18 protein-coding genes are annotated in these 19646 nt (G+C 39.6%); 9 read left to right on the top strand and 9 right to left on the bottom strand.

From position 1 onward, the window contains the following. The first annotated feature begins 70 nt into the window (after window positions 1–70). A complete protein-coding gene (gene porV / locus LXL81_RS17780; RefSeq protein ID WP_234648122.1) occupies window positions 71–1237 on the top strand; it encodes a type IX secretion system outer membrane channel protein PorV in 1167 nt (388 codons plus the stop codon). Between the two features lie 77 nt (window positions 1238–1314). After that, complete coding sequence (locus LXL81_RS17775; RefSeq protein WP_234648121.1) at window positions 1315–2595, top strand: pitrilysin family protein; 1281 nt, start codon at window positions 1315–1317, stop codon at window positions 2593–2595. Between the two features lie 151 nt (window positions 2596–2746). Here the strand turns inward: LXL81_RS17775 and LXL81_RS17770 are convergent, their stop codons facing one another. Both LXL81_RS17770 and LXL81_RS17765 read right to left on the bottom strand, forming a co-directional pair. Beyond that, window positions 2747–4060, bottom strand: a complete 1314-nt coding sequence (locus LXL81_RS17770) for a deoxyribodipyrimidine photo-lyase (protein ID WP_234648120.1) — start codon at window positions 4058–4060, stop codon at window positions 2747–2749. A gap of 31 nt (window positions 4061–4091) precedes the next feature. After that, a complete protein-coding gene (locus LXL81_RS17765; RefSeq protein ID WP_234648119.1) occupies window positions 4092–5009 on the bottom strand; it encodes a class I SAM-dependent methyltransferase in 918 nt (305 codons plus the stop codon). Between the two features lie 150 nt (window positions 5010–5159). Between LXL81_RS17765 and LXL81_RS17760 the strand changes: the two genes are divergently transcribed. Continuing rightward, window positions 5160–6011: a DUF1080 domain-containing protein gene (locus tag LXL81_RS17760; RefSeq protein WP_234648118.1), complete on the top strand. Its 852-nt coding sequence runs from the start codon at window positions 5160–5162 to the stop codon at window positions 6009–6011. 80 nt (window positions 6012–6091) lie between these two features. Here the strand turns inward: LXL81_RS17760 and murA are convergent, their stop codons facing one another. The 7 genes from murA to LXL81_RS17725 form a co-directional block, all read right to left on the bottom strand. Next, complete coding sequence (gene murA / locus LXL81_RS17755; protein WP_234648117.1) at window positions 6092–7399, bottom strand: UDP-N-acetylglucosamine 1-carboxyvinyltransferase; 1308 nt, start codon at window positions 7397–7399, stop codon at window positions 6092–6094. A 59-nt stretch (window positions 7400–7458) separates the two neighbouring features. Then, complete coding sequence (locus tag LXL81_RS17750; RefSeq protein ID WP_234648116.1) at window positions 7459–8214, bottom strand: DUF4290 domain-containing protein; 756 nt, start codon at window positions 8212–8214, stop codon at window positions 7459–7461. Between the two features lie 163 nt (window positions 8215–8377). Further along, window positions 8378–8641 (bottom strand): Txe/YoeB family addiction module toxin, encoded by a 264-nt coding sequence (locus LXL81_RS17745; RefSeq protein WP_234648115.1) that lies wholly within the window; start codon window positions 8639–8641, stop codon window positions 8378–8380. After that, the gene (locus tag LXL81_RS17740) at window positions 8638–8835 is read right to left on the bottom strand and encodes a DUF2683 family protein (protein WP_234648114.1); all 198 of its coding nucleotides are present in this window, start codon (window positions 8833–8835) and stop codon (window positions 8638–8640) included. The genes LXL81_RS17745 and LXL81_RS17740 overlap by 4 nt, the downstream gene beginning before the upstream one ends. 59 nt (window positions 8836–8894) lie before the next feature. Then, entirely contained in the window at window positions 8895–10085 is a 1191-nt protein-coding gene (locus LXL81_RS17735) for a hypothetical protein (RefSeq protein WP_234648113.1), read from the bottom strand. A gap of 1 nt (window position 10086) precedes the next feature. Further along, the gene (locus LXL81_RS17730; protein WP_234648112.1) at window positions 10087–13029 is read right to left on the bottom strand and encodes a C25 family cysteine peptidase; all 2943 of its coding nucleotides are present in this window, start codon (window positions 13027–13029) and stop codon (window positions 10087–10089) included. Between the two features lie 38 nt (window positions 13030–13067). Next, window positions 13068–13574 carry a dihydrofolate reductase gene (locus LXL81_RS17725; RefSeq protein WP_234648111.1) on the bottom strand — a complete coding sequence of 169 codons (507 nt, stop codon included), beginning with the start codon at window positions 13572–13574 and terminating at the stop codon, window positions 13068–13070. Window positions 13575–13812: 238 nt separating this feature from the next. On the opposite strand from LXL81_RS17725, the gene LXL81_RS17720 reads away from it, so the two are divergent. From LXL81_RS17720 to LXL81_RS17695, 6 genes are all read left to right on the top strand, one after another. Next, entirely contained in the window at window positions 13813–14175 is a 363-nt protein-coding gene (locus LXL81_RS17720; RefSeq protein WP_234648110.1) for a PadR family transcriptional regulator, read from the top strand. Window positions 14176–14208: 33 nt separating this feature from the next. Further along, the gene (locus tag LXL81_RS17715; RefSeq protein ID WP_234648109.1) at window positions 14209–16746 is read left to right on the top strand and encodes a PspC domain-containing protein; all 2538 of its coding nucleotides are present in this window, start codon (window positions 14209–14211) and stop codon (window positions 16744–16746) included. 74 nt (window positions 16747–16820) lie between these two features. Next, on the top strand, window positions 16821–17504 hold the full coding sequence (locus LXL81_RS17710) for a head GIN domain-containing protein (RefSeq protein ID WP_234648108.1): 684 nt from the start codon (window positions 16821–16823) through the stop codon (window positions 17502–17504). 164 nt (window positions 17505–17668) lie between these two features. Beyond that, a complete protein-coding gene (locus LXL81_RS17705; RefSeq protein ID WP_234648107.1) occupies window positions 17669–18502 on the top strand; it encodes an outer membrane beta-barrel protein in 834 nt (277 codons plus the stop codon). A 36-nt stretch (window positions 18503–18538) separates the two neighbouring features. After that, the gene (locus tag LXL81_RS17700; protein WP_234648106.1) at window positions 18539–19069 is read left to right on the top strand and encodes an acyl-CoA thioesterase; all 531 of its coding nucleotides are present in this window, start codon (window positions 18539–18541) and stop codon (window positions 19067–19069) included. A 129-nt stretch (window positions 19070–19198) separates the two neighbouring features. Beyond that, on the top strand, window positions 19199–19570 hold the full coding sequence (locus tag LXL81_RS17695; RefSeq protein ID WP_234648105.1) for a Rid family detoxifying hydrolase: 372 nt from the start codon (window positions 19199–19201) through the stop codon (window positions 19568–19570). Window positions 19571–19646: the final 76 nt, after the last annotated feature.

The raw sequence follows: 19646 nt of genomic DNA, 5'->3' as shown, positions 1-19646 counted from the left end.
TCTTTCATCGTATTTTTGACCCTTTAAAAGAAGTAGACTAACACCACTTCCTATCGCAAATCCAATAAATATGAGACTATTTTTTTTAAGTGTATCTTCATTACTCATTTTGTCAACGAGTGTTTTGCTTGCTCAGTCCACAGTGGACACAACGCGTAGAATACCGACTTCACCTCTATCATTTTTAACTTTTGCACCTGACGCACGTAGTGCCGGTATGGGTGAAGCAGGTGTTGCACTAAGTGCTGACGCAAATGCTACCTACTGGAACGCTGCAAAACTTCCTTACGCACAAAAGGATTTTGGAGTTTCAGCTTCTTATACACCATGGTTACGTAACCTGGTTGATGACATGTGGCTGGGTTATCTTACGGCTTACAAGAAAATAGGAAAAGATCAGGCCATTGCCGGTTCTGTTAACTTCTTTAACGGTGGCGAGCTTGACTTGCGCAACGGGGTTGGAACCCAGCTGGGTACTTTCAATTCAAGAGAAGTAGCCATCAGCGGTACGTATTCACGCCAGCTTGGGAAAAATTTCTCGATGGGTTTGACGCTGAAATATATCTCGTCTAACCTTGCAGGAACGGCTGTTGTACAAGGTGTTTCGCTTCGTCCGGCTCGTACGGTTGCTGGTGATATCAGTGCTTACTATCGCAAACAAATCAAAAATGAAGATACAGGCAGCGAGCTGACCTGGTCGTTGGGAGCTGTTTTGTCCAACCTGGGAGGTAAAGTAAACTACGGTTCAGGAACTGAAACGGAAAGCTTTATTCCAACAAACCTGAAACTTGGTGGTGGACTATCTTTCTCCGCTGATGGTAGAAACAAATTTAATTTTATTGTTGACGCAAGTAAACTGATGGTGCCAACACCATCAAAAGGAGCCGTTAATACCAATTATACAAAAGGAGCACTTTCAGGGGCTTTTGGTTCATTCTCGGATGCACCGGACGGTTTCAAAGAAGAACTTCAGGAAGTTGCGATTGCTGTTGGTGCTGAATATTGGTACAACGACATTTTCGCACTTCGCGCAGGATATTTCAGTGAAAATAAAAACAAGGGCGACCGTAAGTTTTTTACGGCTGGTGTAGGTGCCAAATTCCTGGAACGTTATTCTGTTGACTTTGCTTACATGTTCCCGGTTGTTCAAAACAGCCCATTGGCACAAACCCTGCGTATCACACTTGGTTTGAGTTTAAACAAAGCAGAAAAACTTGATGTTAGTGACAGCAACTAATATCTTTACTTCATATTAATTAATAAAAAGCGAATGATGTTTCATAACGTCATTCGCTTTTTTATCAATACAAGACTATGACACTCGACCGGACCGAAGCTCCTGATTTTAAAATTATCAAAACCATAAACTTACCTGAGCCGCAATCTCATGTACTTGATAATGGAATTCCTCTCCACGTAATCAATATTGGTGAACAGCCGGTAGTACGTTTTGAGTGTATTTTTGAATCGGGAAACTGGCATGAAACTGCAACCGGGGCTTCATTTTTTGCCATCAAAATGCTTCCCGAAGGGACGAAATCATATACTTCTTCTGCGCTTAGCGAAGCCTTTGATAATATCGGTGCTTTTATTGATATGACTCATACTTCTGATCGTTCGGGGCTAGTGGTTTATTGCCTGTCAAGGTTTTTGCCGGAAGTATTGACGCTGATACGTGAACTGATCGAAAATCCACTTTTTCCGGAAAAGGAACTGGATGAAATGAGGAATATCACTTTACAGAATCTTAAAATTAATAAGGAAAAAACGGCATATCTGGCCACGACAGAATTCCGCAGACAATTGTTTGGAAGCGAACATCCATATGGACAAAGTCAGGAAGAAAAAAATATTCAGGAATTACCTCTGGCTAAGATTCAGGAACATTTTGAAAAACATATCAAAAATGGAAAACGTACTTTGTTACTGGCCGGGCAGGTTAGTGATCAGGATGTAAAACTCGTCAACGATTACTTTGGTCAGCTCGAATACAAAACGGATGATACTGAAATCGAGCATGACAGCTATACCGAATATCAGGGGAAACAGGTTCTGGTTGAAAAATCGGATAGTGTACAATCTACAATTCGTATCGGCAGAAAATTGTTTACCAGAACACATCCAGATTATTTCAAGATGCTGGTAACAAATGAAATTCTGGGAGGATATTTCGGGTCACGTCTGATGAAGAATATCCGTGAAGAGAAAGGATTGACTTACGGAATTTCCTCGCATATGATCACACTAGGCCGTGAAGGCTATTTTATGATTGGTACTGATGTAAAAAAAGAATTTACGCAGCAAACAATCGACGAAATAAAAAAGGAAATGTATCGTCTGCAAACAGAGCTTGTTGGTGAAGATGAATTGCAAACCGTAAAGAATTTCATGGCGGGAGAATTTGCAGGATCATTAAATACTGCATTTGAAGTTGCAGATCGTCAAAAAATTCTTTTGCTTGATAATTTACCAGCTGATTATTTCAGCAAATACATCGATCAGATTCACGCAACTACGCATGAAGATATTCAGCTGATGGCATCAACCTATTTGCTGCCGGAAGAAATGATAGAGGTAGTGGTAGGAGGGAAATAATATTCTTAATTGTTAATGGTTAAGGGTTAATTGTTAATGGGGTTGGTAAGCTGGTTCTTAATTTGATGGTATGTTAGATAAATCTATCGATTAGAAGTATTATCAGACCAAATATTTCTTATCTCCATCATTAACCATTAACCCATAACAATTAACCATTATCAAGGGCTTCTTTATATGCTTTTAAACAACGTTCGCGGGCAAATTTGTGATCTACAATGGGTGTCGGGTAATTCATCGAATTGAGTTCCGGAACCCATTTTTTGATATATTCTCCCTTTGGATCAAACTTGGCAGCCTGCGCTTCTGGATTAAAAATCCGGAAATATGGTGCTGCGTCCGTTCCTGATCCTGCTACCCATTGCCAGCCTCCGTTATTCGCGGAAAAATCGTAATCCAGTAATTTTGCAGCGAAATACGCCTCTCCCCAACGCCAGTCAATCAAAAGATGTTTAGTTAAAAAGCTTGCAGTCACCATTCTGATTCGGTTATGCATAAAACCGGTTTCGTTCAATTGGTGCATACCTGCATCTACTAATGGATATCCGGTCTTACCCTGACACCAAAGTTCAAATTCCTTTTCATTGTCTCTCCATTTGATTTTGTCATAATCAGAACGAAAGGCTTTTCCCTGACCAACCTGAGGAAAATTCCATAAGATCTGAAAATAAAAATCCCGCCAGATTAACTCACTTAAATAAGTCTGACTATGTTCAGAAGCCTTTCTTGCCAGCTCACGGATGCTTATCGTTCCAAAACGAAGATGAATACCCATCCTTGATGTTCCGGGTATGGCCGGGTAATTGCGGTTTTCTTCATACTTCTCTATCAGATCAGATTTTACATCATCGTCAGGAAAAGTGTGATCTGTTTCAACAAAACCAATTTCCTTATACGTAGGGAGTGGATGAGATTTAGTTTTGAAAAAATTGGAAAAATATTTTTCGGTAGGATAGGAAGATAAATAGAAGTCATCCAGTTTTGCCCTCCATGCTCTGCTATATGGTGTAAAAACAGTGTAAACCGTATTTTGTCCAGTCAAAACTTCCTGTTTTTCGAATATAACCTGATCCTTGAAGCTTTTAAATAATGCCCCGTTTTGTGATAACAAATCCTTTACATGTCCATCGCGATCTTTTGCGTAAGATTCGTAATCATTATTCGTATAAACTTCGGCTATATCATATTCATTTATCAAATCTTTCCAAATATCAAGGGGAGCTCCATAACGAACGAGAATGTCGGAACCGTGCTTATTTAATCCTTTCTGTAATTCAATTACTGCATCGAAAATAAAGGTGAGCCGTCTGTCTTCCTTATCCTCAATCTTATCCAGAATAATTTTATCAAATATGAAAAGCGGCAAAACAGGCAATCCTGATTTTAATGCACGATATAAACCTGCGTTATCATGAAGACGTAAATCGCGGCGGTACCAAAAAATCGCTATTTTCTCTTTTTTCATAAATCTAATTACAATTTAAACCGAAAGTAATTTATACTGGCTTCGTCCCTGAGATTACGTACATCATTGCCCCACCCGCAGAATGGTATTTATTAGCGTCAATGTTGCGCAGCATGCGCTCACCAAGGTGCGCATATTTTCTTCTATATTTTTCAAAAAAATCAAGATTTTCCTGACCCATTGCCCTGAAATAATCATAATCAGAAAACTCCTCATTACTCCACGTATTTCCGTTTTGCCACTGTTTCATGGTAGCAATTTGCTCTTCGGTATTATACGGGGGATACATGGCAATAGCCTTGTCCGAAAGCCGGACCTCAACCTGTTCAAATCCTGCCTGAGCGAGAAATCCGGGAACAAGGTCTCCAAGAGAATTGTCGCCAAGTCCTAATTTCTTTTTCCCACGCTCAAAAATCAGTGCATATTTTACATGGTCCAGCACTTCTTCAATCGGGTCATTCATTGATACCGAACTTTGCGTCAGACTTTGTACCAGGTTATTTGGTTCTACACAAAGAATTATGCCACCAGGCTTCAAAACCCGCTTCATTTCATCAATTACAACCTTAGGGTGTTGAACGTGAATCAACAAGGTCTGGCAGGTGACAATGTCAAAAGTGTCATCTTCGTATGGAAGTTGATGTGCGTCTCCCTTTTTTAAATCAAAATCAACTCCTTTTGACTCGAAATAACTACGGAGTTCACTTTCTCCCTTTGCCCATTTTTTATCGTTGTCCACGCCTGAAACTTTGGCTGGCGAACCAAGATAATCAACCAGCAGACGGCTCCAGTGGCATTGTCCGCAGCCGACATCCAGCAAATTAAAATGGGTATGCAGTTGTAATCGTTTTGCAAGTAAATTTAAAAATCCTTCATTCCACCAAAAGTCACGGTATTCACCAAAAAAGTCTTCCGAATGTCCTTTACGCTTTATATTTTTAGTTCTCATAGTATATTTACAAAATCAGAGCTTACAAAGTAGTAAGCTTTAATCTGCCTTCATACAACAGGATTTAGGGCAGGATAATTCGTATATCGCATATATCTTTCCTATCGTCTCACAATTAGCATGTTACATCATTTAAATAAATAAACCTTTATGAAATTAGTATTCAGTATTGCCCTTACCCTTTTTTGTCTGGGAGCTTTTGCGCAGAAACAGGCAGATAAGAAAGAATGGAAGCAGCTTTTTAACGGAAAAAATCTGGATGGCTGGGATATCAAAATCCGTGGCTATGATTTGAACGACAATTTTGGTAATACTTTCCGGGTGGAGGATGGGAAAATGGTCGTTCGCTACGATAAGTATGACGATTTCAAACAAAAATATGGTCACATTTTTTACAAAAGTGATTTCTCTTATTACCGTATCGCTGTTGAATACCGTTTTGTAGGTGAACAAGCACCAAAAGGTGAAGGCTGGGCGTGGAGAAACAGCGGGATTATGGTACAGGGCCAGCCGGCTGCTACGATGGGCAAGGATCAGGATTTTCCAATATCCATTGAAGTGCAGTTACTTGGTGGCGATGGTAAAAAACGTACTACCTGTAACTTATGTACGCCGGGGACAAATGTGGAAATTGATGGCAAACTGGTAACGCAGCATTGTGTCAACTCAACTTCAAAAACATATAACGGAGATCAGTGGGTACGTGCAGAAGTTTTGGTTTTGGGTGATTCATTAATCCAGCATTTTGCAAACGGAGAAATGGTTTTGGCTTATAATAAACCGCAAATGGGCGGTGGAAATGTGAGCGGGAATAGTGAAAAAGTAATTGAAGGAAAGTTACTGGATCATGGATCCATTTCCCTGCAAAGCGAAAGTCATCCGGTTGAATTCAGAAAAGTGGAAATTCTGAACCTGAAAGGCTGTATGGATCCGAAAGCGACGAATTATAAAGATTACTATGTGAAAGCAGATAATTCGGCTTGTACTTATAAGAAAAAATAGGTTTGCCAGAATTAAATATGCATTTATAACAAAGAAAGGCGCCTCATCGAAGCGCCTTTCTTTGTTATAAATTGAGTGTTTTACAAACGGACAATTTCTGCACCGATTGCATTTAAACGCGTGTCAATATTTTGGTATCCGCGGTCAATTTGTTCGATATTATCAATAATGCTAACACCTTTTGCAGACATAGCCGCAATCAGCAAAGCGACACCTGCACGAATATCAGGAGAAGTCATACGGATTCCTCTTAGTTGTGTTTCGCGGTTATGTCCGATAACGGTTGCACGGTGTGGATCACAAAGAATAATCTGTGCACCCATTTCAATCAGTTTATCAACGAAGAACAAACGACTTTCGAACATTTTCTGGTGGATCAGTACCGTTCCCTGCGCCTGTGTGGCCGTGACTAAAACAATACTCAACAAATCAGGCGTAAATCCTGGCCATGGTGCATCAGCAACTGAAAGCGTTGAACCATCCAGGTAATTTTCCATCCGGTATTTTTCCTGTGCGGGAATAAAAATATCATCACCACGGAATTCCATCTGGATTCCCAGTTTCTGGAAAACTTCAGGGATAATTCCTAGTTCTGGAATCTGGCAATTTTTGATCGTAATTTCGGATTGCGTCATAGCCGCCAATCCAATAAAACTACCAATCTCGATCATATCCGGAAGCATGGTATGCTCCGTTCCTTTCAGTTCACTTACACCCTCAATAACCAGTAAGTTGGAAGAAATACCGGAAATTTTCGCACCCATGCGGTTCAGCATTTTACAAAGCTGCTGAAGATATGGTTCACAGGCTGCGTTATAAAGCGTGGTGGTACCTTCTGCCATTACAGCCGCCATCAGAATGTTGGCTGTTCCGGTTACCGAAGCTTCGTCCAGAAGCATATATGCACCTTTCAGATTTTTGGCATCAACACGGTAAAATCCTCCGTCTTCACCGTCGTAACTGAATTCTGCACCCAGTTTTTCGAAACCAATAAAGTGCGTATCCAGACGTCTTCTGCCAATTTTATCACCACCAGGACGAGGAATTCTTCCTTTGCGGAAACGCGCAAGCATTGGCCCAAGCAACATCACGGAACCACGAAGAGCCGAGGCTTTCTGACGGAAAGAATCTGATTCAAGATAATCCAGATTGATATCATTGGCTTCGAAACGAACAGAAGAATCGCTCAAACGCGTTTTTCTGACGCCCAGATCTCCTAAAAGATCAATAAGCTGATTGACATCACGGATATTAGGAATGTTATGGATAGTAACCGGTTCTGATGTTAGAAGAACGGCACAAATAATTTGTAATGCTTCGTTTTTGGCACCCTGAGGTACAATTTCACCTTTCAGGCGTCGGTCTCCTGTTATTTTAAATGAAGCCATAGGTAGTTGCAGGCAGTATTATGGAAGTTAAAAACCGGTTGAGAAAATTGGGCCGGACATTAAATTCCAGGCTTTTTACGATTGTTATTATTGTTGTTGTTACGATTGTTGTTGTTGTTATTATTATTATTATTATTTCTGCCTGCGAATTTATTACTGTTGTTATTGTTCGGGCGATTCCGGTTGTTGTTATTGTTCGGATTGTTCGATCCCTGACGATCCTGGCTAGGCTGTGCTTTGAAAGCGTTTGAATGATTTCCGCGGTTTCTGTCCTGATTGCTGTTACGGTCTTTTGGTGCAGCATCAACAGGGCCGTTTTTACGGATATAATCAATTTCTTCTTTTAGTTGTCCTTTTGTCAACAATTCAAGCTGTCCGATCAATACGTGGTCCTCAGGATTATCCTTATTCCAAGTATTAAAAAACGAACGCATCAAACGGAAAACGTAGGAAACAAAAGCCAGTCTGTCTTCAGAATTCTCAGTCTGAATTGCTTTTTGAAGCAGCAGATCAATATTCCGGCCATAGTGGCGATACATCAGATTATGCTGGTTATAACCGACAGTCAAAGGTTTTTTACCCAAAGATTCAGGAGAAGGCGGTGGGTATGGGCTGTCCACATCCAGTTGAAATCCTGACATGATGTATAGGTCATCCCAGAGTTTGTTGGTATAATCCTGATTATCCCTCATGTTAGGATGTATCTGACGCATGAGTTCAATCAATATGTGCGCGTAGAGATTGCGTTTAGCCTTATCCTCCATCTTCACGATGTGGTCGGCAAGTTTTTGTACGTTGCTACCGTATTCTTTCAAGAGCTTCGAAGATTTTTAGAATTGACAAAAATAAGAAGTTTTTATGGAAAGTAAAGGTAATGGGTCGAGAAGTGGGGTTGGAGAAATGAAAAAGCGGGAGATTATGGTTGATTAAAACCACTTTTGAAAATCTAAGAAGATATTTATTACTGATACCAAGCAATCAATAATGATCTTTTAGCGATTCAATTTTAATGAATTTCTCCATTACACTATAAACAATCCTATGCTCATGGTCAATCCTTCGAGACCAGGAGCCAGATAACTCGTATTTTAAAGCTTCTGGTTTTCCAATTCCATGAAACGGTGTTTCTTGAATTGCTAATAGGAGTTCCTTGATCTTTTTTTGAATTTTAATGTTCCCTGTCTTTTTCCAATATGAAATATCTTGTTGAGCTTTTTCAGAAAAATCGAGCTCTTTAATCATTTCCACAAATCTTCTATGTCAATCACCTTATGTTGACCATTTTCAAATTGCCGCCTACTTTCTTGAATTTTAGCTACAAATTCCGGATCGTATGGTTTCTCCTCAGTTTCAAAATAAATATCAAGAGATCTCGCAAATGCTTTTAAAGCATCTAATTTCTCATGATTGTCGGATTGAAATATTAATGTTTCCATAATTGCTTCATTTTATCAATATAAAGTTAATTCTTTTTGAAGGTTTTAAAAATTGTTATTTAGTTTGGAAGTATATATTCTGTCTTATGTAATAAGTCATAAATTATCTTTGTCAACCCATCTATCGGAATTAATTCCACCCATGAAAAAACAACAAAAACAATCAGTAAATTTTTCAATCGACCAGTAATCTGTTCCTCAGAAATTCCACAAACGAGTCCGCAAAAAATAAGAAAAGTAAAAGGAGATAAAAGCCGGTAACCAGGTTCGTCAAATTGACTGAAAATTCTTAGAGTAAAAAGAAAAATCAGATAGAAGAACGCGATAATGAAAGTATGTTTGGTCCAATGTGTTATGACAAATTTTAAGCGCAATTCTTTAATTATCAAAACGACCATTAAAATCTGAAAGGCAATTCCAATCAATGAAAACACTTCCAGGGAGTGAAATGCGAAGTTTCCAAAAATTGATATTTCGTTAATCAAACCTTTTGCAAAAGAAATGACATTTTTGCCTATCAATATATTTCCATCAAAACGAGTCCCACCAAATAATTCTCCGCTTTTTTGATAATTAAGTAAAAGATAAAAAAGGAAGCCGGCCAACCAGGAAATGGAAAGTATTAATGCAAGCAGGCTTTTTCTGTTTTCATTTTTCCAGAAATAATAGATGCTATAACCAAGACTTAAAGGAATAATAAAGGTCCCGGCATATCGAACAAACATCAACAAAAAGCCAAGTAAAAGCACAGAAGCTAATTTTGGAATTGATAATTCTGTTGAATTTTTTAATTTAAATAATTGATAAACCCAGTAAAATAAAATGACCAGAAATAACGGCTCTGACCAGGTATGAGCCCAAAGTTTCAGAAAGGAGCCAGATAATAAAATACAACCAATTAAAAAAGATTGCTTCCTGCCAAACCATAGATTTAGAAAGAAAAACCAGATTCCTGACGCAATGATATTTACAATTTTCGATGCCCAAAGCACATTGATTTTTGTAAGAAGGGAAACAAATGCGATTGCTAAGGAGTAACCTGCGGGAAATGTTCCATTCCATTTGAATTCATTTTCCGCAAAAATAGTGTAACCACGTCCATCCAGAATATTTTCAGCAGATTCCAGATAGTAATGAGAGTCGATCGTGGTGTAATGATTTGGATTTATATAAGCCAGAAACAGAACGAGTATGCTGTGGAAAATCCATAGCGCAATTAATTGATAGTTCGGATTCCACTTGCCTTGCATATCAATGCATCCAGATCAACTTCCCGCTTATTCCTTTTTTTGCCTCCGGAGTTAAAGAAATAATTTGCGCATCAACCTTCATGCGATAGAGATAAACGCCCGGGGAAATTCCTTTTGGTTGCCAGATGAATTCGTTTTTTCCTAAATGTGGTATGACTTCATTGTTCTGAATGGCCCTTCCTGATTTATCAAAAACTGAGATATTCCATTTTTTCGGCGGTTCTGATCCTTCAAGCTCAATATTAAATTTAAAATACTGACCGGAAGGATTTGGTGAAACATAGGCTGAAATGATTTCCAGCGTATCAGGAGTTTCAGTATCGGTAAGAAGCAGTTCTGTTGAAAAAAGATTATTGTTTTTATTCTCTTCGGTTATTTCATTTTTTGGATCAATTGTAAAAGTCCAGATTTCGTTACCTGGATTGATGTAGATGTTTGGGATAGTATATGAAATTGTGTCCAGTAAAGTTGAAGGCCGGTGGGTAAATTGATAGTTTTCTATGTTGACCGAATCTCTCATCCGGTAAATATTTATTTTAAGCTCCTCATTTTTAAATTTGCCAAAGTTGACAAGTCCAATCTTGACCTCAATTGAATCAGATTTCGCGGCAAGTGTTTTACCATGCGGATTAGAAAATCTCAGCATATCCGGTTTCCAGGCATAATCCGGTATCGTGGCAGGAAACAACTTAATAGCAGGATCTCCCTGCAGATTCATTTGTTGTGACGTAATTCCATCCGACAGGGTTGGATTTTTCAACATGTTTCTTCTGATCGCTTCCTGCTGGATTATACCAAATGACTGATTTGTAAAAGACGTATCTGCTAATACTTCATAAAAAGAATCGGTATAATTTTTCAATGAAGAAGAAACGCCGTTATGGGTGTGTGACAGAAACAAAACAGCCCCTTTTTTTGGTGCAAGAATCCAGTTATTGCTAATGGTTGAAGGAGTATAAAAGGAATTTCCCAGGGCACAGCCATTCATGATGATGGCGGGAAACAAAGAATCGTTTTTATAATTTCTTTTCTGGTCATCGGCAAACCCTAATTCGACATCCGTTGAATTTAAACTGGAATGACCGTAAAGTGTGATTAATCCTACGCCTTTGTTTAAAATCGTATCCAGCGGAAAATCTTCTTTCAGTGCATTCGTCTGCTTTGAAATCGTAATGATTTTATTGCCAAGAGGAGTAATGGCTTTTTCAAAAGATTGAATATATTCTCGATAAATTTCCCGTTCAACATCGGTATGTCCGCCACTTAAATGCAAAATATTTTTTCGCCACGGAGCTGCCTTGTTTTGACTTTCAAACGCTTTTACTTTTTGTAAATAATCATAAACGTTTTGAGCATTCGCCGCATTAACCCTCCCAACGGGAACCAACGGTATATATTTCGAAGAATCTTGTAAACCCATGGCCAACACAATATCCGATCCCGGCCAGCCAGCGTTTGGGATCATATCATTTTCTCTGGCTTTGGGTTGATGTCGGGCCGTTTGCGGATCGATTGATCTGCCGAGCAGAAGGACGAATTTCAGCTCTGCTTTTTCATGCAAAAACGAAATTGCATTTCTAATTCCCTGCGGTCCTGGTTCTCCATAATTAAATTGATCAAAGATTTCCTGACTATTTAAAATCAAGGTTTTAAAATTACCACCAGTTTGTGATGCACGATATACTGCATAATCTTCAACCGGGTCTTTGCTTTCTTTAACAGGTTTTCTAACCAAAGGATGGCTGATGATCAGATAGTCGGTTCCGGGCTTGATGTTTTTAAATTTTACGATTGCTGGCGTTAGAATCTTCATTGGCTCTTTCATAGCAATGAGCTGAGAAGCACCGTTGACTGATAAAATAGAATTGCTGACGATCAATTTTTTAAGCTGATCAGGCTTTGAGCAATCGTAAAACTCCCAATTTTCGGTATTGTTTAGCAATACAGATTTATCTGAAATTTCAGGGTTAAAATAAAATCTGGTTTGGGTATTGTTGTCAGAAAGTGAAAGTTTTTGTGGATAAATCCATTTGATATAAGAAACAGAAACGGAGCCTGAATTATTGACCGGAATGACGGAAACGGAGATCTTACCATCAAAAGATAAATCTTCCTTTTCCAGCGTCAACGTAATTTTTTTCGAATCGTAATTGAGTAACTCAACAGTAGTCAATTTCCGTCCGGTTGAATCATCTGTCCGGATTTCAATCTGATGACTTCCGGCATTTCTGCCGACCAGCAATAATTCAGCTATTGCCTGGTCGAATTTTTCGACTATTGCATTTTCAGTAGTCAGCTTAAAAATGGCTTTTTGCTGATTTATAATCTCTTTTCCCGTCCATCCTTCGCCATAATCATAAGTAGTCAAAGCGGTTCCTGACTCATAGTTGCTACCCATAGGATATAAATTTCCGGCTGGATAATCGGTAGTGTTAAGTTGCAAAACTTCTTTAAGGTGATAATCAGTAAATTCCGCCGAAACTTTATTCTCTGAAACTGCAATTCTTTTTCCAGGGATATTATTCTTATTATAGGTCAGAAAATAAGAAGCCGTATCGGAATACAAACTATAATAGGCGTGCGGCATTGCTTTTGGATTCACATACAGTGAAGAATCCAAAGCACCGTCATTGCTTTCACCGAAAAAAGTCAGAGAACCTTCCTGATTTAGTCTTTCTTCATTGTTATTAACTTCAATAGCAATTTCTTGTCCTCTTCTGAATAATTGTAAAGAAGTAACCGGAAAAGAATCGACAGGAAATCCTGCCTGCCGAAGTTCGGATGCACTGATTTTATAGATTCCCGTCTGAACAACGGGAATGCGCAGATAGGTTTGCGAGGTATTAATCCACTCATTTGCATATTTATTTTGTGCTGAAACCTGCGTAGTCAGCAGAACAAGAAATACAATTTTGAATAAATAATGTGTGTACAGCTTTTCCATATTCCCAAAAGAAAATCAGGATGGCCATACACAACTTTCTATGATTCTTTTCTCTCGTAGAGATTCATCGAAAATGAGTATTCGTGGCGTTCATCCGTCGGGTGAAATTCAGAGGAAATCAACTCCCACTCTTCCCAGTTAATTTTCGGGAAATAAGCGTCGCCGTCGATGGTTGTGTGTACTATGGTCAGATACAATTTCTCCACCAAAGGCAGGGCTTGTTCAAAAACAGAAGCACCTCCTAAGACAAATACTTCGTTTTCATCTTTAAGTAACGCAATTCCTTCATTTAAATCATCAGCACGTTCTGTTTTGTCAAAATTTTCCAGATTCTTATTCCTGCTCAATACCACATTTTTATAAGAAGAATGCAGTGCGTCAGCTGCCTCAAAGCTTTTTCTTCCCTGGATAAATGGCTTTCCATCCGTCACTTTCCTGAAATGTACCCATTCATCGGGCAAGTGCCAGGGTAACCGGTTTTCCTGCCCGATCACCTGATTTTCACTCATGGCCGCAATAATATATAAGCCTGGTTTGGTTGTCATGAAGATTTTTAGTTAGGTCAAATGATTTGAAAATATAACTTAAAAAATATTCAAAATTCAAACACATGATTTTTTTGCCGGTCAACCTGAAAATTAACCACTTATCAAAACACGGAAAAAATTTTTACCTAGTACCTTGCATCACAAAGTACCTGTGTATACCTTTGTACGTATAGAAGGTGCAAATCCTGTCTATTAGCCATGAAATAATATTTCATTTAGTAAAACATGACACTGTATGAATATCGAAAATGCCCAAGTGCAGATGCGGAAAGGAATTTTGGAATTCTGTATCCTGCACATCATATCCCGGGGCGAAGTATACGCCTCTGATATGCTGGATGAATTAACTTCTGCAAAAATGATGGTTGTTGAAGGCACACTCTATCCTCTATTGACACGACTGAAAAATTCGGGTTGGCTGGATTATAAATGGGTGGAATCTTCGTCCGGACCTCCCAGGAAGTACTATGTTTTGACAGATGAAGGAAAGATATTTCTGGATGCTATGCAGGCCACATGGTTTGAACTTGCGGATTCGGTAAAAACGGTGATTCGTCGTACCGAAGAACTGAGCAAAACAGATACTTCTAATTCCTAACTGATCATTTAAAGACCTTCGATTATTTCAATCATGAAAAAGACAATCAGTATCAATATAGGCGGTGTCATCTTCCACATTGAGGAGGACGGATACGAAAAGCTGAAAAGCTATCTTAGTTCTATTCAGAAATATTTTTCTTCGTTTGCAGACAGCAAAGAAATTCTTTCAGACATTGAAGGAAGGGTGGCTGAGCGGTTTTTGAACAAACAAAAGGCAGAAGCAAAACAAGTGATTTCGCTTGTGGATGTGGATGAATTAATTTCGGCAATGGGTACGGTGGCAGATTTTGAAGCCATTGAGCAGGCCGAGGATATTTTTGCAGATCCGTTACAATCAGCTACTCCTGGTGCAACTTCAACACCAAAAGAAGAAAGTTATTCTTCTGCATATACCTCATCAGCTGGCACAGAAACCAAAACAACGGCAAATCCTAAAAAACTAATCCGGGATCTTCGCAGAAAGCTTTTGGGTGGCGTTGCAGCCGGTTTGGGTCATTATTTTACGATTGATCCACTTTGGGTAAGACTAGCATTTTTGTTTGCCGTGATCGGTTTACCGGCCGGTTCAGGTATGTTAGACCTGAATATGGAAGATGAATTTGGACCGTTATCAGGCATTGTCGTATTGCTTTATATCGCCATGTGGATCGCATTTCCGGGTTCTACAACTTTGGAAGAAGATACCAAGGTCAAGAAATTCTATCGAAATCCTGATCGTAAAGTAGTAGGTGGTGTAGCCTCAGGTGTTGCCTCTTATTTCGGCGTGGATCTGGGTGTTGTCCGTTTTTTATGGGTGCTTTCGATTTTTGTCTTTGGTACCGGCGTTCTGATTTATATCGTTTTATGGATCATTGCCCCAGCTGCCAACACATTGACAGAAAAAATGGAAATGCAGGGAGAACCGATTACACTTTCTAATATCGAATCGAATATCAAGCAAAGTTTGAATTTAAGTGATAAAGGGGGTGAAGAAAATCCGATTACCAAGATTCTGCTTTTCCCTTTCCGTGCCATTGCTTTAATTATCCAGGCTTTGGGGAAGTTGTTGAAAGGCCTCGGGCCCGTGCTTAGAATTTTGACAGGTGGATTTCTGGTACTTCTTGCAGCAGTTTCCTTGTTTGGAATTGTAGTAGGCGGAGCGGTTGTGATGGGTTTCGCAAATGTGGATACTTTTGACGGAATGCCTGTTCCTTTCAGGATTTTCCAGGAATTGCCATCGAGTCTGATTCTATCCGGACTTCTTGTATCTGCTGTTCCTCTGGTTACTTTTCTGCTGTTGGGTTTAACACTTTTATCAAATAAGAAAATTGTAAGCGGTTCGGTTTGGCTGACTTTATTAGGACTGTGGATTGTTGGAATTATTGTTGCAACAGTTCAGGGCGTGGCTTACCAGCAGAATTTTGCCAAACGCGGCGAATTCTCAACCTCAGAATTTTATGCGGTTCCGGCAGGAACACTTACGCTTGATGAACAGGATAATGATGAGGACGAAAGTATTGATGTAGATATCCGCCTTGCAGGTTACAATGGCACCGACAGTCTTAAACTTGATAAAAAAATGACATCAAGAGGACGGTCAAAACAGGATGCAGGTAAAAATGCTTCTGAACTGAGGTATAATGTAAGTATTAAAGATTCGGTGTTTACCTTCCCGGAAGGGCCTACATTAGGTACAGCAGGCCGGTTTAGAAATCAGCAGATTGATCTGACCCTGAATATTCCTTATGACAAGCCATTTATCATTTCGAGATCAATCTGGTATTCTATTTCTCACTATTACAGCGGAAATCACCATCTTGTTACGTATGATCTTAATGACGACGATATAAACTGGAATAATCTGCGCTGGACAATTCGCAGGGATTCAGGATTGGTTTGCACAAATATTCCGGCAAAATATGTCCGTGAAGAAGATGACGATCATGAAGATAATAATGAAAATTATTCCATGGATGATGACGAAAGTGATTTTGATCTGGGTGATCGTGGAAATTATATCAAACAATTCCAGGTAAAGGATTTCAAAAAAATAAGTGTTGGCGGAGCCTATTCTATCAGCATTAAACAGGGAACTGAGTTTAACGTTTCGGCGGATGGTGAGGAAAAAGACGTAGACGATCTGAGAATATCCGAGGAAGACGGTGTTCTTAAAGTTAAAGGCAATGATAGTTTTAGTTTGTTTGGAAACGATAACAAAAGGATCGGGATCGTAATCACCATGCCAACATTGGAGGGAGTTTCTCTTTCCGGTGCCAACAAGGCAAAGATCTCCGGATTCAAAGGTCTTTCAAAATTGAATATTGATTTGACCGGAGCATCGAAAACGGATATTGATGTTGAAACAAATGAATTAACGGTAGAGCTTACCGGCGCTTCAAAAGCCACATTGAGAGGATCTGCAACCACAGCTAATTTTGATCTGACGGGAGCTTGTAAGTTAATCAGTACAGGAATGAATATCCAGAATGCAGATGTATCTGCAACAGGTGCGTCAAAAGCAGAATTAGGACATGTCCCTAACCTGAAAAAAGATGCAACAGGTGTCAGTAAAATAGAATCTCAGGAATAATTAAAACTGGGATGCAACCTATTTCCTGATTTTGACATCATTCCATCGTAATCAAAACCTAAAAAATATTAGACATGAAAAAATTACTTTTATTCGGCTTACTGTGTCTGTTCTCAGTGAGCGTCTTTGCTCAGGAAAGCCGTACCTTCTCCGTATCTGATTTTGATAAACTTTCCATGGGAAGTGCATTTAAAGTTGATGTAAAACAGGGAAAACAGTATAGTCTGACAGCATCCGGAGAAAGCGACGATGTGAAAGATCTGGAAGCAAAAGTAGTTTCAGGGGTTTTAAAAGTTGGCTACAAAGGGAATAACTGGAATAAACGCCGGAAAACAGTAAATATCAACATTGTTATGCCTTCACTGGAAGCGGTGGATTTTTCAGGAGCTTCGAAAGTTGTGGTTAACAAATTTGTTGGTACAAAATCAATGGCCATTGAAGTTTCAGGAGCATCACAGGTTACGATGGATTTTTCAGCACCAAAAGTTACTTTTGAACTTTCAGGAGCATCATCACTAGCTATTACAGGCCAGGGAGATATTTTGCATGGTGAAGTTTCAGGAGCGTCATCTTTTAAAGGACAAAACTTTCCGGCAAAAGAAGTTAATATCGATGCTTCGGGAGCAAGTAATGCGCATGTTGTGGCGAGTACAACAGTTCACGCAGATGCAAGTGGCGCAAGCAGTATCCGTTATGCAGGAAATGCAAAAGACATTCATTCCAATACATCCGGTGCAAGCTCTGTAAAAAGAGAATAAATTTTTCGAGACATAATAATATGAATAAGCCGGCATCGTCCGGCTTATTTTGGTTTATAGCAGATTGAATTCATTACGGATGTAATTTAAAGGGTAATATATTTAGGGACATTGTTAACTTAGCACCCGGTTATTAATTTTATTGATCAGTTTGCCAGTATCGCATGAAACGCACATTTGCCAGTTTGATTTTATTATTTTTTTCCCTTTTGATTATTGAGCCGGTAAAATCCCAGTCAACAGTCAGTGAGCGGTATTTGCATCCTTTTGGCGTTTTCAGCTTGACAGGCGGCGTTGGCATTGCTTATTATCAGGGCGATTTGCGGACGAGCATCAACAGACATCTTGGACTTGGCCCCTCTGTTTCCATCGGTGCTTTATACAGGTTGTCAGAACATTTCAGTGCGCGGGGTGAAATTCGTTTTTACCAGGTTTCTGCTGATCAGAAATACGATAAGAATTATGTGCAGAATCTTTCTTTCAAAACCAGCAATCCGGATATAAATATTGGTATTCAGGCAGATTTGTTTGCCTATAACAGACATGCAAAAACCAATCCGTATTTTCTGGCGGGTGTAGGTGTCACCTACATGACGCCAACAGCTGTGCTCGACGGAAAACGCGGAAGTCTGGCTCCATTGCAAACCGAAGGTATTAAATACAGTCGGTTGCCACTGGTATTTATGGCCGGGATTGGTGTTTCAACCAAAATTTCAGACCGGTGGAGTGTTGGTCTTGAGTTATGTAACAACTTTGTAAACTCAGATTATCTGGATGATGTGAGCGGCGTATATCCGGATCCAGCGAGTTTATCCAGCGATCTTGCCCGCAGACTTTCCGACCGTTCATCTGAAATAGGACAGCCTCCCCGAGAACCGGGCTGGCACAGAGGAACATCTCCCAAAAAAGATAAATACCTTTTCTTCCAGTTTCGTGCCAATTATAGAATTGGAACAAGAAAAGAAGCACACGAGCGCAAAGCAGTCCGCTGTCCATAACCGCTTATTGCTCATCGCTAAAATCATATCAGCCCAATGTTAAAATCAAAAACCCCACAGCAATCGGAAGTAACGATGACTGAGATGGTATTACCCAACGATACCAACACGCTCAACAATTTGATGGGAGGCCGTTTACTTCACTGGATGGACATTTGCGCAGCAATTTCTGCACAAAAACATTCAAACCGTATTGTGGTGACTGCTTCAGTAGATAACGTTTCTTTCACCGAACCGATCCGTTTAGGAAATATCATCACCATGCACGCAAGGGTAACCCGTGCTTTTAATTCTTCCATGGAAGTATTTCTGGAAGTTTGGGCCGAGGATATTCCTGCCGGTATCCGGGTAAGTACCAACCGGGCATTTTATACTTTTGTAGCCGTTGACCAAAATGGCCGGCCAATCGAAGTTCCGCCGCTTTTACCAGAAACTCCGGCCGACGAAGAATTGTTTGCCAGTGCCTTACGCCGCCGTCAATTGAGGCTTGTTTTGGCCGGCCGTATGAAACCTTCCGAAGCGGTCGAATTAAAAGCATTATTTGAAATCAAAGAAGACAAGGCATAAGCCATCTTTTTTTGGTAATTTTGCGGATTGTCAGGCAACCATTTAGTGATGAAAAGTCGTTCAGATGAATAGCGGCTTTTTTAGCCTGGGAATCGAATGTAATTTTATATCGCTCTCATTCAATACAATATGCCAAAAGAGATAATTTTTTCTGAAAAAGCACCGGCGCCAATCGGCCCTTACAGCCAGGCTGTTAAAGTAAATAACACATTATATGTTTCCGGACAAATTGCTTTTGAAGCTTCCCAGTTGGGGAACATCAAAATTGAAGCTGGCGCAGTAATGGAAAACATAGGTCATATTCTGAAAGCGGCAGGTTTTGGTTATGAAAATGTAGTGAAATCAAATATCTTTTTAAAAGACATGAACGATTTCGCTGTTGTAAACGAAGTTTATGGCCAGTTTTTTACCAGTGAACCACCTGCACGTGAAACTGTCCAGGTAGCACGTTTGCCAAAAGATGTGAATGTGGAAATTTCGGTGATAGCCGTAGAATTATAGTCAAGGGATTGTCAGGAAGTAGTCAGGAAATTGTCAAGGGGTGTCAGGAAATAGTCAGGGAGTGTCAACGATAAAT

It is taken from the genome of Dyadobacter sp. CY356 (assembly GCF_021440195.1).
In the GTDB taxonomy this organism is placed as follows: domain Bacteria; phylum Bacteroidota; class Bacteroidia; order Cytophagales; family Spirosomataceae; genus Dyadobacter.
This window is presented reverse-complemented; position numbering and strand designations above follow the sequence as displayed.

Bases quoted from the DNA above. Each gene is read 5' to 3' on its own strand.
- porV (WP_234648122.1), top strand. From the start codon at position 71: ATGAGACTATTTTTTTTAAGTGTATCTTCATTACTCATTTTGTCAACG.
- LXL81_RS17775 (WP_234648121.1), top strand. From the start codon at position 1,315: ATGACACTCGACCGGACCGAAGCTCCTGATTTTAAAATTATCAAAACC.
- LXL81_RS17770 (WP_234648120.1), bottom strand. From the start codon at position 4,060: ATGAAAAAAGAGAAAATAGCGATTTTTTGGTACCGCCGCGATTTACGT.
- LXL81_RS17765 (WP_234648119.1), bottom strand. From the start codon at position 5,009: ATGAGAACTAAAAATATAAAGCGTAAAGGACATTCGGAAGACTTTTTT.
- LXL81_RS17760 (WP_234648118.1), top strand. From the start codon at position 5,160: ATGAAATTAGTATTCAGTATTGCCCTTACCCTTTTTTGTCTGGGAGCT.
- murA (WP_234648117.1), bottom strand. From the start codon at position 7,399: ATGGCTTCATTTAAAATAACAGGAGACCGACGCCTGAAAGGTGAAATT.
- LXL81_RS17745 (WP_234648115.1), bottom strand. From the start codon at position 8,641: ATGATTAAAGAGCTCGATTTTTCTGAAAAAGCTCAACAAGATATTTCA.
- LXL81_RS17740 (WP_234648114.1), bottom strand. From the start codon at position 8,835: ATGGAAACATTAATATTTCAATCCGACAATCATGAGAAATTAGATGCT.
- LXL81_RS17735 (WP_234648113.1), bottom strand. From the start codon at position 10,085: ATGCAAGGCAAGTGGAATCCGAACTATCAATTAATTGCGCTATGGATT.
- LXL81_RS17730 (WP_234648112.1), bottom strand. From the start codon at position 13,029: ATGGAAAAGCTGTACACACATTATTTATTCAAAATTGTATTTCTTGTT.
- LXL81_RS17725 (WP_234648111.1), bottom strand. From the start codon at position 13,574: ATGACAACCAAACCAGGCTTATATATTATTGCGGCCATGAGTGAAAAT.
- LXL81_RS17720 (WP_234648110.1), top strand. From the start codon at position 13,813: ATGAATATCGAAAATGCCCAAGTGCAGATGCGGAAAGGAATTTTGGAA.
- LXL81_RS17715 (WP_234648109.1), top strand. From the start codon at position 14,209: ATGAAAAAGACAATCAGTATCAATATAGGCGGTGTCATCTTCCACATT.
- LXL81_RS17710 (WP_234648108.1), top strand. From the start codon at position 16,821: ATGAAAAAATTACTTTTATTCGGCTTACTGTGTCTGTTCTCAGTGAGC.
- LXL81_RS17705 (WP_234648107.1), top strand. From the start codon at position 17,669: ATGAAACGCACATTTGCCAGTTTGATTTTATTATTTTTTTCCCTTTTG.
- LXL81_RS17700 (WP_234648106.1), top strand. From the start codon at position 18,539: ATGTTAAAATCAAAAACCCCACAGCAATCGGAAGTAACGATGACTGAG.
- LXL81_RS17695 (WP_234648105.1), top strand. From the start codon at position 19,199: ATGCCAAAAGAGATAATTTTTTCTGAAAAAGCACCGGCGCCAATCGGC.